This is a genomic window from Microbacterium sp. SD291 (genome assembly GCF_017355365.1).
Classification (GTDB): domain Bacteria; phylum Actinomycetota; class Actinomycetes; order Actinomycetales; family Microbacteriaceae; genus Microbacterium.
Genome location: NZ_JADIJR010000013.1, coordinates 20,271 through 33,458, shown reverse-complemented (window position 1 = coordinate 33,458; position 13,188 = coordinate 20,271). Strand labels below are relative to the sequence as shown.

Sequence of the window (13,188 nt, the reverse complement as noted above, 5' to 3'; positions counted from 1 at the left end):
GGGGTTCGCCCTTCGGGTTCGCACATCGGGGTTCGCTCATCGGGGCTCGCTCATCGGGGCTCGCTCATCGGCACTCCACGCGTCCATGCCACCGGTCAGCACCACGGCATCCGCCCCCGCTTCCCGCAGCGCGACGGCCGCGCGACGCGCACGTGCACCCACCTGGCAGACGACGACGATCCGCTCTTCGGCGGGCCGATCGGCGTCGGCCCGTGAGGGGTCGGCGGCTGCGTCGGGCCGGTCGACGTCGGCTCGCGCGGGCGCAGCGACCCAGTCGCCGTCGCCTCGCGGCGCCGCCGTGAGCGCGGACGGATCGCGGAGCACGTCGGCCAGCGGAACATGGCGGGCGCCTGGGATCATGCCGCGGGCGACCTCGGCGAGCTCGCGGACATCGAGGACGACCGCACCGGACGCGATCTCGGCCTCGAGTGCGGCGACAGTGATGTGCGGAGGCTCGGGGGCTGTGGTGGCCCGGGCCGGTGCGGAGGCCGATTGCCGGATCGATGCCGAGGCGGGATGCTGCGCCGGCCGCAGCGGCACCTCGCTCATCCGTCCGCGGAGCGCGTCGATCAGGAGAACCCGGCCGAGGAGCGGCTCGCCGATCCCGGCGATGAGCTTGATGGCCTCCATCGCCAGCACCGATCCGACCTGGAGGCAGAGCGCGCCGAGCACGCCGACGGCCGCGCAGCTCGGCAGCTCGCCGACCTCCCCCGGCGGGTAGAGGTCCGACAGCACGACCGGGGTGGCGCCGGCGGGCGGCGCCGACCAGAAGACGGTGACCTGCGCGGCGAACTCCTGCACGACGCCCCACACCAGCGGCACGCCGAGCTGCTCGCAGGCCGCCGCGACGGCCGCCCTCGTCTCGAACGAGTCCGAGCCGTCGAGCACCAGATCGGCACCCGCCAGCAAGGACGCGGCGTTACCGGGGGTGAGCCGTTCGCGCACCGGCCGCACGGTCGTCTCGGGCGAGAGGCCGGCCGCGGCGCGGACCGCGCTGTCGACCTTCGGCGCGCCGACATCGCTGAGGCTGTGCAGCACCTGGCGCTGCAGGTTCGAGAGCTCGACCACGTCGTCGTCGATGACGGTCAGAGTGCCGATCCCGGCTGCGGCGAGCGCGAGCACGGCGGGCGAGCCGAGGCCTCCCGCGCCGATGACGGCGACGTGCGCGGCCCGGAGGCGGCGCTGTCCGATCTCTCCGAGGTCCGCCAGCACGAGGTGCCGTGCCGCACGCGTCGCCTCGTCGGCGCTGAGCGCGGCGACGGGTTCGACCAGCGGTGGCAGGGGCATGCGCTCAGGCTATCCCGCCCCTGCGCAGCATGGCGTCGGATTACGCGGCACACTCCTCGCGATGCTCCTGTTTTCACCGTAGATGCGGAGATCAGACGCACAATTCCTTTGATCTGCGGATGCATGGCCGTAGTCTCGAACAATGAGCACCTTCCGCATCTCCGAGGCCGCACGGCTGCTGGGCGTCAGCGATGACACCGTCCGGCGCTGGATCGACCAGGGCGCTCTGCCGGTCACGGGCGACTCTCCCGCGCGGATCCCCGGAGAGGCCCTCGCGCAGCATGCAGTGATGCTGGCCGAAGCACCTCGCGATCCGGCGGACCGGCTCTCCAGCGCACGCAACCGCTTCACCGGGCTCGTGACCCGCGTGCAGATCGACGGCGTCATGGCGCAGGTCGACATCCAGTCGGGGCCGCATCGCCTGGTGTCGCTGATGTCAGCCGAGGCCGTGCGTGAGCTCGATCTCCGACCGGGCTCGCTCGCCGTCGCGCTCGTGAAGGCCACCACCGTGATCGTGGAGACCCCGGCATGAGGGCGTCCGCGAGCCGCCCCGGCGCTACTGCCGCCACCGCGGACCCCGGATGGTCGCCATCCGCGCTCGCGGGGTTGCGCACCGGGTCGCTGGCCGGGATGCTCGCGATCACGACGATCCTCTTCACGGGATGCTCCGCCGCCCCGGCATCCGCTCCTCCTCCTTCCGATGGCGATGCCCTGTCGGGCGAGGTCACGATCTTCGCCGCGGCCTCCCTCGGCTCGGCGTTCGATGAGATCGCGGCGGAGTTCACGGCCGAGCATCCCGGGGTCGATCTCACGCCGATCGTGTACGACGGCTCGAGCATCCTCGTCACCCAGCTGCTCGAGGGCGCGCACGCCGACGTGCTCGCCACCGCCGATGAGCGCACCATGGCGACGCTGACGGATGCCGGCCTCGCCGACGATCCGCACACGTTCGCGACCAACTCCCTCGTGGTGGCGGTGCCTGCCGGGAACCCGGGGCGCATCGAGTCGCTCGCCGACCTCGCCGAGGCCACCACTGTGCTGTGCGCGCCGGAGGTGCCTTGCGGCGCGGCATCGCAGAGACTGCTCGAAGCCGCCGGCATCACCGTGAAGCCGGCGAGCCTTGAGCAGAACGTCTCGGCGGTGCTGCAGAAGATCGCGGCGGGCGAGGCGGATGCCGGGCTCGTCTACGCCACCGACGTGCTCGACGACGACGCCGTGGAGAGCTTCGCACCGGAGGGTGCGGCTGACGTGGTGAACAGCTATCCGATCGTCGCCCTCGACGAGGCGACCGACGCCGGCCGCGCGTTCGTGGAGTTCGTGCTCGGTGTCGACGGTCAGCGGATCCTCGCCGCGCACGGATTCGGTGCGCCGTGAGCGGCTGGTCTCCGGGCGCAGTTCGTGCCGGGTCTCCGCGCTCCGGGCGCAGTTCGTGCCGCTTCCCGCACCAGCAGGCGGCACCAACTGCACCCGGAGGCCGGCTGATGCGTGCCCCTGCGGCGCTCGCAGGCACGGGAGACCCTGATGCGTCGCGCTGACACCGGGGCCGGGACCCCGTTCCTGCTCATCGCGCCCGCCGTGCTCGGAGTGGCGCTGCTGGTGCTGCCGCTGCTCGCGCTGCTCACCCGCGCGTCCTGGCCGACGCTCTGGCAGGACATCACCTCGCCCGCGGCGCTCGACGCGCTGCGGCTGTCCATCGTCACGGGCCTCGCCGCGACCGCGCTGTGCGTGCTGCTCGGCATCCCGCTCGCGCTGCTGATCGCGCGCTCCGGTCCACGCGCCTCGGCGCTGCTGCGCGCGCTCGTCGCGGTGCCGCTGGTGCTGCCGCCGATGGTCGGCGGCGTCGCGCTGCTGTTCCTGTTCGGGCGCACGAGCCCGCTCGGCGGCCTGATCGCCGAGTGGTTCGGCACCGGCATCCCGTTCACCCCCGTCGCCGTCGTGCTCGCGCAGGCCTTCGTCGCGCTGCCGTTCCTGGTGCTCGCGGTCGAGGGGACGATCCGCAGCACCGGCAGCCGGTACGAGCGCACGGCAGCGACCCTCGGTGCGCGACCGGCCGTCGTGCTCTGGCGGGTCACGCTGCCGCTGGCGGCACCGGGGATCGTGGCCGGCGTGATCCTCTGCTTCGCCCGCGCGATCGGCGAGTTCGGCGCCACGGCGCTGTTCGCCGGCAATGCACCCGGCGTCACGCAGACCATGCCCCTGGCGATCTACACCGCCTTCAACGGCGCGGGTGCCGGACGCGAGACCGCCGTCGCCCTGTCGATCCTGCTGCTGCTGACGGCCGTCGTCGTGCTGCTGGTGGTCCGCGCCTGGCGCCCGGGGGCGATCCGGTGAGCGGCGCCGATCGGAGCGGTACGGGAACAACCGCGGGCGCGCTCGATGCCCGAGTCGTCGTCGCGCACGCCGGCCTCGACGTCGCGCTGCGGCTCGCACCCGGCGAGGTGGTCGCCGTCATGGGGCCGAGCGGCGCGGGCAAGACCACGCTCGTCGAGGCCCTCGCCGGACTCCGCAGACTCGATCACGGGCACGTCGATCTCGACGGCACCCGGCTCGCCGGCGACGGACGGCACACGCCTCCGTCACGCCGCGCGATCGGGATGCTCGGCCAGGACGCGCTGCTCTTCCCGCACCTGTCGGCGGCCGAGAATATCGCGTTCGGGGCGCGCGCGAACGGCGTCGCCCGCGCCGACTCGCGCACGATCGGCGCGGAATGGATGACCCGCATCGGCCTGGACGGGCTCGGCGGGCGCCGGCCCGACGAGCTGTCCGGCGGGCAGCGGCAGCGCGTCGCGCTCGCCCGCGCGCTCGCCGCTCGTCCGCGGGTGCTGCTCCTGGACGAGCCGTTCACCTCGCTCGACGTCGAGGCCGCGGCGCAGCTGCGCGAAGTCGTGCGCGAGCAGCTGCACACGACCGCGATCGTCGTCTCGCACGGCATCCTCGACGCCCAGTCACTCGCCGAGCGCCTCGTCATCCTGGAGGGCGGACTCATCGTCCAGGATGCCGCGGTCGCCGATGTGCTCTCGTCGCCGGCGACCTCGTTCGCTGCCGCGGTCGCCGCCTCGGCACGCTGAGGGCGGGGTCACGCACGGACACTCCCGGCCGACCCCCATCAAGCGCGGGTAAACTTCGAGGATCGGTCAGACGCTCTGCCCGGGAAGGGATGAGTCGATGACGGCTGTCCCTGTGACGATCGGACGGCGGATGCCTGAGGCTCCTGTCTTCGCCCCCGGATCGCCTCTCGTCGACACGCACAGCCGTGTCCACCGCGATCTGCGCATCTCGCTCACGGACCGCTGTTCGCTGCGCTGCACGTACTGCATGCCCGAGCAGGGGAACGAGTGGCTGGCGCGTGAGTCGATCCTCACGGTCGACGAGATCGTCCGGGTCGCCACGGTCGCAGCGTCCGCCGGGATCACGACGTTCCGGCTCACGGGCGGCGAGCCGCTGCTGCGTCGCGACATCGTCGACGTCGTGCGCAGGCTCTCCGCGATCGAGACCGCGGACGGCCCGGTGCAGATCGCGATGACGACGAACGGCATCCGTCTGCCGGAGGTCCTCGACGAGCTGATCGACGCGGGCCTCGCCCGACTGAACATCTCGATCGACACGCTGCAGGCCGAGCGGTTCGCAGCTCTCACGCGAAGGGACCGGCTCGACGAGGTGCTGCTCGGGATCGCGGCGGCCGCGGCATCCGGCATCCGCCCCCTCAAGCTGAACGCGGTCGCGATGCGCGACGTGAACGAAGACGAGCTGTGCGACCTCGTGGAGTTCGCCGTCGGGTCCGGCGCGGAGCTGCGCTTCATCGAGCAGATGCCGCTGGATGCCGGGCACACCTGGGATCGCAACCGGATGATCACCCGCGAGGAGATCCTCGGGAAGCTCTCGGAGCGCTGGACGCTGACCGAGATCCCCGGGCGAGGCGGCGCTCCCGCCGAGCGGTGGAGCCTCGACGGGGGCGGCACGGTGGGCGTGATCGCCTCGGTCACCGCGCCGTTCTGCGGCGACTGCGACCGTCTCCGGCTCACGGCCGACGGCCAGCTGCGCAACTGCCTGTTCTCGACGGACGAGTTCGATCTGCTTCCCGTGCTGCGCGATGCACAGGCGACGGATGCCGAGATCGACGAGGTGCTCCGCCGCTGCATCTGGGCGAAGCTGCCGGGGCACGCGATCAACGACCCGTCGTTCCTCCAGCCCGCACGCGGCATGAACGCGATCGGCGGCTGACCGGAGTTCTGGTGGTTGAGCGGCGTTCCGGTCGTTGACCGGAGTTCCGGTCGTTGCGCGGCGTTCCGGTCGTTGCGCGGCGTTCCGGTCCTTGAGCGAGCGAAGCGAAGCGAGACGAAACGCCCCTCTCCGCCGCATGACACCAGGTCGCGGGCGCTCTTGCAGCTCAGCGCCCCGGGGCGGGCGCCGTCCGGCCGCCCTCGAGGCGGACCACCCGGTCGACCGTGCCCGCCGGCGGGTCGACGTGCGAGATCAGGAGCACCGACTGCTCCCCCGCCGCGCGCAGCAGATCGGCGAGCAGCGCATCGGATGCCTCGGGGTCGACGCCCGCCGTCGGCTCATCGAGCACGAGCACCGGGAACCCGCGAAGCAGCGCCCGGGCGAGGGCGATCCGCTGCGCCTGCCCGCCCGATACGAGGCCGCCGCGGTCGCCCACCCTGGCATCGAGTCCGCCACGCTCGCGCACCCACGCGCCGAGACCGACCCGGTCGAGCACGTCGAGCAGCTCGGCATCCGTCGCCGTGTCGCGCGCGAACAGCAGGTTCTGCCTGATGTCCTCATCGAACAGCTGCGGGTTCTGCTCGCACAGCCCGATCGTGCGTCGCAGCGTCTCTCCCGACAGCGACTGCGCTTCCATGCCGCCGACGGAATACTCGCCGTCGACCCGCAGGAATCCGACGAGAGCCGCGGCCAGCGAGCTCTTGCCCGCGCCGCTCGGTCCCGCCACCAGCACCCGCTCACCGGGTTGCAGGTCCAGGTCGACGCCCCGCAGCGCCGGAGCCCCGCCCGGCCAGTGCGCCCGCACCCCGCGCAGCCGCAGAGCCGGCGTCTCATCGAAGGTCACGTCGATGCCGTCGTCGTCGCGCAGCTCCTCCGGCATCCGCTCGGGCAGCACGTCGACGATGCGATCGGCGCTCGCGCGCACGCCGCGCCAGGATGCCGCGGCGACCGGTACCGCGCCGAACACCTCGAACACGACCATCGGCACGAGCACCACGACGGCAAGCCACGGGCCGTCGATCGCCCCGGACCCGAGCCCGGGAGCTGCCGCGGCGAGCGCCCAGACGGATGCTGCGCCTGCCACGACGGCGACGACTCCGGCCGCGACGGCCTGCGCGAGCGAAGCCCTGCTCACGGCCTGGCGGAGGTCGGCATCCGCGCGCCGCACCCGCTCGCGCGCATCGTTCTCGGCGCCGTACGCGATCAGCACATCGAGGCTGCCGAAGTAGTCGACGAGCGCCGCAGACAGCTCTCCTCGACGCACGGATACGGCGGCCTCGGCGCGCGATCCGAACAGCCAGCCGAGGCCGATCGCCGCCGAGGCCGCCAGGATCAGGCAGACGGCCAGCGTCGCCGCGGCCACCGGTGACACGAACGCCGTGAAGCCGATCGCGCCCACGGCGACGACCCCGGCCACGGCGAGCGGCTGCACCACCCGCAGCGGCAGGTTCTGCAGGTTCTCGACGTCGTCCACGAGCGCCGACAGCACCCGCCCGTGATCGGTGCGTCCGAGGCCGGCAGGCGAAAGCGGGATGAGGCGGCGGACCATGTCGGCCCTGGTCCGTGCGAGCTGACGCAGCGCCGCGTCGTGGCCGCTCAGCCGCTCGAGGTACCGGGTGACGGCGCGCGTCACCGCGAAGAAGCGCACTCCGACCACAGCGATCGACAGCGGCACGAGAGAGTCGACGATCGAGGCGCTCACGATCAGCCAGCCGCTCACCGCGAGGAGGCTCACCGCTGCGGCCGCGGACACAGCACCCCAGATGAGACCCGGCAGGAAGCGCCGCGGCGGCGGCTGGGCGAGACGGAGGAGGTCGGCACGGCGGGTCATGCGCGCACCCCCAGCCCGACGACCTGATCGGCGATCACCCGCGCCGAGCGGCGGTGCGAGACGAGCACGATCGTGGCACCGGCATCCGCCCGCGCGCGCAGCGACCGCCACAGCCGCGACTCGGTTTCGGCATCGAGGGCGCTGGACGGCTCATCGAGCGCCAGGATCCTCGCCGGGTCCGCAGCCTGCCGGTAGAGGGCTCGCGCCACGGCGACCCGCTGCGCCTGCCCGCCGGAGAGCCCGCTCCCCTGCACGCCCAGCTCTGCGGCCGGGTCGAGATCGGTCGCGCACGCGTCTTCCAGAGCGCGGCGGATGCTGTCGGCATCCGGCACTGCATCTCCGAGGGCGACGTTCTGCGCGATCGTGCCGCGGCTGAGCTGCGGACGCTGACCGGCCCAGGCGAGCCAGCGGGCGGGGCCGAGGTCGCGCACGTCCACTCCGCCGAGCTCCGCGGCGCCGTCGAACTCGACCGCACCGCGGAGAGCCGCGAGCAGGCTGGACTTGCCCGCCCCGCTCGGGCCCTCGATGAGCGTGATCGTGCCGGGCTCCGCAGCGAACGACACCGGCGGCAGGTCGCGCACGCGGAGATCGGAGACGACGAGACGGCCCCGGTGCTCCCCCGCCTGCTGCCACAACTCCGGTGATCCGCCCGGCTTCGGTCCTGTTCCGGCCCTTCCGGGCGATTCCGGCGCCGATTCTCCGGAGTTGTGGCGCGCGGCCGCCGGCCGGGAGTCCACGGCCGCCGCCCGGGAGTCCACGCGCGCCGCAACCGGAGCGGCGCCCACCGGCCCCAGGCCCGCGCCCGCCGGCCCTCGACCCACGCCCGCCGGCACTGAGCGAGCCCCCGCCGCGTCCAGCACCTCGAACACGTCCTCCGTCGCGGCCACCCCCTCGGCAGCCGCGTGGAATTGCACGCCGACCTGGCGGATCGGCAGGAACGCCTCAGGGGCCAGCAGCAGCACGAACAGCCCGACTTCGAGCGACAGATCTCCCGCGAGCAGGCGGAAGCCGACCGAGACCGCGATCAGCGCGACCGCGAGCGACGCCAGCAGTTCCATCGCGAACCCGGAGAGGAACGAGAACCGCAGCACCTTCATGGTCTCGCGGCGATACTCGTCGGCGGTCTGCTCGATGCGGTCGGCCGCGCGGCGGTCGCGGCCGAACAGCCGCAGCGTGGAGAGCCCCTGCACGGTGTCGGCGAACCGCGCCGCGAGCCGCTGCAGCGTCTGCCACTGCCGCCGCTGCACGGTGCGGGTGGCCATGCCGATCAGGATCAGGAAGAGCGGGATCAGCGGCAGCGTGATCAGGGCGGTGAGGCCGCTCGGCCAGTCCTGCCACCACATCACCGCGAGCAGCACCGGAGTTGCGATCACGGTGAGCACCAGCTGCGGGATGTACCGGGCGAAATAGGCGTCCAGCGCCTCCAGCCCGTGCCCGGCCGTCACCGCGAGACCCGCCTGGCTCCGCTGCGCCAGCCAGCCCGGTCCGAGCTTCCCGACCGCGGAGATCAGGGCCGCGCGCAGCTGCATGCCGGTGCGCGCGGCGGCGCGGGTGCCCGCGGCATCCGATCCGGCGAGCAGGAGTCCGCGGAGAGCCGCCAGCCCCAGCAGCCACAGCAGTGATGCCGTGACGTCGCGCCCCGCGAGCGCGCCGGTCACGGCATCCGTCAGCATCCAGGCGAACGTGACCGTCACCGCCGTCTGCACCATGCCGATCAGAGCGGATGCCGCGAGGAACCCCCGCGCCGCTGCCGCGTACCTCAGCAACCGCGGGTCCACCGGCTTCATCGTGCACCACCCCTCGTTCCGGTCGCAGAAAGACCCGCTTCCACCGCTCCGAAGCGGGCGTTTTCGCGACGGGAACGGTGGTGATGCCGGCTGAATCTCACGTGTGCGCCGGGGCCGCCTCGATCGAGCTGCGGGTGACGCGCTTGCGGAACACCCAGTACGTCCACGCCTGGTATGCGAGCACCAGGGGAAGCGCGATCAATGCAGTCCAGCTCATGATCTGAAGCGTATACGGCGTGCTCGACGCGTTCTCGATTGTGAGGTGATGCCCGAGCGTCGACGGCATCACGTAGGGGAACAGCGCCGCGAACAGCATCACCACGGCGAGCGCGATCGTGACCGCGGCGGCGGCGAACGCCCGGCCGTCGAGTCCGCGCAGCGACAGGACGACCGCGGCGAGCAGCGCGACCGCAGCTCCCGCACCGCACGCGATCACGAACCACAGCAGCGGCGCTTCACGCCCGGCCGCGATGATGATCGTCCACACGACCGTCCCCGCTGCGACGGCGATCGCCGGCGCAGCCGCCGCCTTCACGAGCCGGCGCGCACCCTGCTGCACCTCGCCGTCGGTCTTCAGCGCCACGAACAGCGCCCCATGCAGGAAGAACAGCAGCAGCGTGGTGACGCCGGTGAGCAGCGCGTACGGGTTCAGCAGCGCGAGCACTCCCCCGACATAGACGTGAGAATCATCCAGCGCAACGCCCTGCACGATGTTGCCGAAGGCGACGCCCCACAGCAGCGCGGGGACGACGGAGCCGATCACGATCATCCGGTCGAAGCCGGCCTTCCAGCGGAGGCTGTCGCGCTGGTGACGGTACTCGAACGACACTCCGCGCAGGATCAGCGCGAGCAGGATCAGCAGCAGCGGCAGGTAGAAGCCGCTGAACAGCGTCGCGTACCACTCCGGGAACGAGGCGAACAGGCAGGCACCGGCGACGATGACCCAGGTCTCGTTCAGGTCCCACACCGGGCCGATCGTGTTGATGACCTGGCGCCTTGCCACGTCGTCGCGACCGAGGAACGGCAGCGACATGCCGACGCCGAAGTCGAACCCGTCGAGCACGAAGTAGCCCACGAAGAGGAAGGCGACGATCCAGAACCACATGTATTCCATGTCCGATTCCTCTCTCAGTACACGACCGACGACACTTGTGCCGTCTCCTCGTGGGGCTGCTCTTCGGTGTCGGGGCCCTTCTGCGCCGCGCGGATGATCAGCCGGATCTCGACGACGGCGAGGGCCGCGTAGATCGCGGTGAAGGCGATCAGCGAGATCAGCACCTCCACTCCGCTGACGCCGGGCGAGACGCCGTCACGGGTGGTCATCAGGCCGAACACCAGCCAGGGCTGGCGGCCCATCTCGGTGAAGACCCAGCCCATGATGTTGGCGGCGAGGCCGAGCGGGAACGACCAGATCGCGAGCTTCCACATCCACGGAGCCGGCGGCTTCTTGGCGCCCTTGCGGGTGATCCACAGGCCGACGACGGCGACGAGGCCGGCGAGGGTGCCGAGGCCGATCATCCAGCGGAACGCCCAGTAGGTGATCCACAGCACCGGTGCGAAATCGGTCATCCCGGTGTCGGCGAACGTCTGCGCGTACTCGGCGTTCAGATCGCGGATGCCGTGCACGCACTCGTCGAGCGAGTGGGTGGACAGCAGCGACAGCAGATAGGGCACGCGGATCGAGAACAGCTCGGAGCTGCCGTCGGGGGTGCCGAGCGTGAACAGGCTGAACGACGCGTCGTAGCCGCAGACCGTGTTGAAGGTCGCCTCCGCGGCCGCCATCTTCATGGGCTGCGCGGCGTACATCGCGAGGCCGAGCTGATCGCCGGTGAGGAAGACGCCGGCGGTGGAGAAGATCATCGCCCAGAGGCCGAACTTCAGCGAGATGCGCATGGTGTCGAGGTGCTGGCCGCGCGCCAGGTGCCAGGCCGACACCGAGATGACGACTCCGGCGGCGAACATGAAGGCGCCGAAGATCGTGTGCGGGAAGGCGGCGAGCGCGACCGGGTTGGTCAGCAGCGCCCAGATGTCGGTGAGCTCGGCGCGGTTCGTCTCGGGGTTGTAGACGTAGCCGACCGGGTTCTGCATGAACGCGTTGGCGGCGATGATGAAGTACGCCGACAGGATGCTGCCGACAGCGGTGCACCAGATCGTGGCGAGGTGCAGCTTCTGCGGGAGCTTGTCCCAGCCGAAGATCCACAGGCCGATGAACGTCGCCTCGAAGAAGAACGCGAGCAGGCCCTCGAAGGCGAGCGGGGCGCCGAACACATCGCCGACGAAGCGGGAGTAGTCCGACCAGTTCATGCCGAACTGGAACTCCTGGACGATGCCGGTGACGACGCCCATCGCGAAGTTGATGAGGAAGATCTTCCCGAAGAAGCGGGTCAGGTGCAGGTACTCGATCCTGCCGGTGCGCACCCACACGGTCTGGAAGATCGCGGCGACCGTGACCATGCCGATCGTGAGCGGCACGAACAGGTAGTGGTAGACGGTCGTCAGCCCGAACTGCCATCGGGAGAGGACCAGCGGGTCAAGCCATTCCATGAGCATCTCTCCTTCTTGATTCGATTATCCCGAGGGGGCATCCCCGGTATCCACTCCTGGTGATAGGGATGTCGGATGCCGGCGATAGCCTGAGTGCATGGCTGTCCGCAAACCCGCTCCCCCCGCGTTCGTCTGCACGGAATGCGGGTGGACGACGGCGAAGTGGGTCGGCCGATGCGGCGAGTGCCAGCAGTGGGGAACGGTCCAGGAGCAGGCGGCGCAGACCGGCATCCTGAGCCGGGTGACGGCGCTCGCGCCGACGGCGGATCGCGCCGCTCGCCCGATCACGCAGATCACCACGGAGGACGCCCCTCGCCGCACCAGCGGGGTGGGCGAGTTCGACCGCGTCCTGGGCGGCGGCATCGTGCCGGGGGCTGCGATCCTGCTCAGCGGCGAGCCGGGAGTCGGCAAGTCGACCCTGCTGCTCGAGGTGGCGGCGCAGGCCGCGCGAGCCGGACGACGCGTGCTCTACGCGAGCGCCGAGGAGTCGCCGGCGCAGGTGCGGCTGCGCGCCGAGCGCACCGGCGCCCTGCACGATGAGCTGTACCTGGCGAGCGAGACCGACCTCGCCACGATTCTCGGGCACATCGACGCGGTGCAGCCGCAGCTCGTGATCGTCGACTCGGTGCAGACGGTCTCGTCGTCGCTGATCGACGGCGCAGCCGGGCAGCCGAGTCAGGTGCGCGAGGTGGCGGCGACGCTGATCCGGGTGGCGAAAGAGCGGAGCCTGCCGATCATCATCGTCGGGCACGTCACGAAGGACGGCCAGGTCGCAGGCCCGCGGATGCTCGAGCACCTGGTCGACGTGGTGTGCCACTTCGAGGGTGACAGGCAGACGTCGCTGCGGTTCATCCGCGCGCTGAAGAACCGCTTCGGCCCGACGGACGAGGTCGGATGCTTCGAGATGACCGGAGACGGCATCAGCGAGGTCCCCGACCCGTCAGGGCTGTTCCTCTCACAGGGCACCACCGAGCCCGGAACGTGTGTCGCGATCGCGCTGGAGGGTCGGCGCGCGCTGCCCGTCGAGGTGCAGGCGCTCACGATCAACACGACCGCCCCGAATCCGCGGCGCGTGGTGCACGGGCTCGACTCTTCCCGGGTGGCGATGGTGCTGGCCGTGCTCGAGCGCCGCGCCGGGATCAAGACCAGCAACCTCGACGTCTACGTGTCCACGGTCGGCGGCGTGCGCTTCACCGAGCCGGCGGCAGACCTCGCGATCGCGATCGCCGTGGCCGGGTCGATCCAGAACAGCGCGGTGCCGCGCACCGTCGCCGCTGTCGGCGAGCTGAGCCTGGCCGGCGAGATCCGGCCGGTGACGCAGTCGGCGCAGCGCCGCTCGGAGGCGTCGCGCCTCGGCTACGAGCAGGTCGTCGACGACCGCTCCAAGACGCTGCGTGCGGCCCTCGGCGACGTGCGATCGCGCAGCACGTCCCGGCGCAGCGAGGACGACATCCCGCCGTTCTGAGATGCGCTGCCGGGCGGGCGGGGCGTCTGCGGGTACACGCCGCGCCTATTGCG

11 protein-coding genes are annotated in these 13,188 nt (G+C 71.6%); 6 read left to right on the top strand and 5 right to left on the bottom strand.

Annotated features, from left to right (window positions below; translation table 11 throughout):
• Positions 1–36: 36 nt before the first annotated feature.
• Positions 37–1,287: a ThiF family adenylyltransferase gene (locus IPV10_RS09265; protein ID WP_207483047.1), complete on the bottom strand. Its 1,251-nt coding sequence runs from the start codon at positions 1,285–1,287 to the stop codon at positions 37–39.
• A 142-nt stretch (positions 1,288–1,429) separates the two neighbouring features.
• Here IPV10_RS09265 and IPV10_RS09260 point away from each other — a divergent pair, with 142 nt between their 5' ends.
• From IPV10_RS09260 to moaA, 5 genes are all read left to right on the top strand, one after another.
• Positions 1,430–1,819 (top strand): molybdopterin-binding protein, encoded by a 390-nt coding sequence (locus tag IPV10_RS09260; protein WP_207483045.1) that lies wholly within the window; start codon positions 1,430–1,432, stop codon positions 1,817–1,819.
• On the top strand, positions 1,816–2,661 hold the full coding sequence (modA, locus tag IPV10_RS09255) for a molybdate ABC transporter substrate-binding protein (protein WP_242684812.1): 846 nt from the start codon (positions 1,816–1,818) through the stop codon (positions 2,659–2,661). The genes IPV10_RS09260 and modA overlap by 4 nt, the downstream gene beginning before the upstream one ends.
• 147 nt (positions 2,662–2,808) lie before the next feature.
• A complete protein-coding gene (locus IPV10_RS09250; protein ID WP_207483043.1) occupies positions 2,809–3,618 on the top strand; it encodes an ABC transporter permease in 810 nt (269 codons plus the stop codon).
• Complete coding sequence (locus IPV10_RS09245; RefSeq protein ID WP_207483041.1) at positions 3,615–4,355, top strand: ATP-binding cassette domain-containing protein; 741 nt, start codon at positions 3,615–3,617, stop codon at positions 4,353–4,355. Before IPV10_RS09250 ends, IPV10_RS09245 begins: the two co-directional genes overlap by 4 nt.
• Positions 4,356–4,452: 97 nt before the next feature.
• Complete coding sequence (moaA, locus tag IPV10_RS09240; protein ID WP_207483039.1) at positions 4,453–5,508, top strand: GTP 3',8-cyclase MoaA; 1,056 nt, start codon at positions 4,453–4,455, stop codon at positions 5,506–5,508.
• Between the two features lie 166 nt (positions 5,509–5,674).
• On the opposite strand, the gene cydC is transcribed toward moaA, so the two are convergent.
• The 4 genes from cydC to IPV10_RS09220 form a co-directional block, all read right to left on the bottom strand.
• The gene (gene cydC, locus IPV10_RS09235; protein ID WP_207483037.1) at positions 5,675–7,339 is read right to left on the bottom strand and encodes a thiol reductant ABC exporter subunit CydC; all 1,665 of its coding nucleotides are present in this window, start codon (positions 7,337–7,339) and stop codon (positions 5,675–5,677) included.
• Positions 7,336–9,126, bottom strand: coding sequence for an ABC transporter ATP-binding protein/permease (locus IPV10_RS16995; protein ID WP_242684811.1), 1,791 nt, complete (start codon positions 9,124–9,126; stop codon positions 7,336–7,338). The genes cydC and IPV10_RS16995 overlap by 4 nt, the downstream gene beginning before the upstream one ends.
• A gap of 97 nt (positions 9,127–9,223) precedes the next feature.
• Positions 9,224–10,240: a cytochrome d ubiquinol oxidase subunit II gene (gene cydB, locus IPV10_RS09225; RefSeq protein ID WP_207483035.1), complete on the bottom strand. Its 1,017-nt coding sequence runs from the start codon at positions 10,238–10,240 to the stop codon at positions 9,224–9,226.
• 14 nt (positions 10,241–10,254) lie between these two features.
• Complete coding sequence (locus IPV10_RS09220) at positions 10,255–11,670, bottom strand: cytochrome ubiquinol oxidase subunit I (RefSeq protein WP_207483033.1); 1,416 nt, start codon at positions 11,668–11,670, stop codon at positions 10,255–10,257.
• 97 nt (positions 11,671–11,767) lie between these two features.
• Between IPV10_RS09220 and radA the strand changes: the two genes are divergently transcribed.
• A complete protein-coding gene (gene radA / locus IPV10_RS09215) occupies positions 11,768–13,135 on the top strand; it encodes a DNA repair protein RadA (protein WP_207483031.1) in 1,368 nt (455 codons plus the stop codon).
• Positions 13,136–13,188 lie beyond the last annotated feature (53 nt).

Bases quoted from the DNA above. Each gene is read 5' to 3' on its own strand.
- IPV10_RS09265 (WP_207483047.1), bottom strand. From the start codon at position 1,287: ATGCCCCTGCCACCGCTGGTCGAACCCGTCGCCGCGCTCAGCGCCGAC.
- IPV10_RS09260 (WP_207483045.1), top strand. From the start codon at position 1,430: ATGAGCACCTTCCGCATCTCCGAGGCCGCACGGCTGCTGGGCGTCAGC.
- modA (WP_242684812.1), top strand. From the start codon at position 1,816: ATGAGGGCGTCCGCGAGCCGCCCCGGCGCTACTGCCGCCACCGCGGAC.
- IPV10_RS09250 (WP_207483043.1), top strand. From the start codon at position 2,809: ATGCGTCGCGCTGACACCGGGGCCGGGACCCCGTTCCTGCTCATCGCG.
- moaA (WP_207483039.1), top strand. From the start codon at position 4,453: ATGACGGCTGTCCCTGTGACGATCGGACGGCGGATGCCTGAGGCTCCT.
- cydC (WP_207483037.1), bottom strand. From the start codon at position 7,339: ATGACCCGCCGTGCCGACCTCCTCCGTCTCGCCCAGCCGCCGCCGCGG.
- IPV10_RS16995 (WP_242684811.1), bottom strand. From the start codon at position 9,126: ATGAAGCCGGTGGACCCGCGGTTGCTGAGGTACGCGGCAGCGGCGCGG.
- cydB (WP_207483035.1), bottom strand. From the start codon at position 10,240: ATGGAATACATGTGGTTCTGGATCGTCGCCTTCCTCTTCGTGGGCTAC.
- IPV10_RS09220 (WP_207483033.1), bottom strand. From the start codon at position 11,670: ATGGAATGGCTTGACCCGCTGGTCCTCTCCCGATGGCAGTTCGGGCTG.
- radA (WP_207483031.1), top strand. From the start codon at position 11,768: ATGGCTGTCCGCAAACCCGCTCCCCCCGCGTTCGTCTGCACGGAATGC.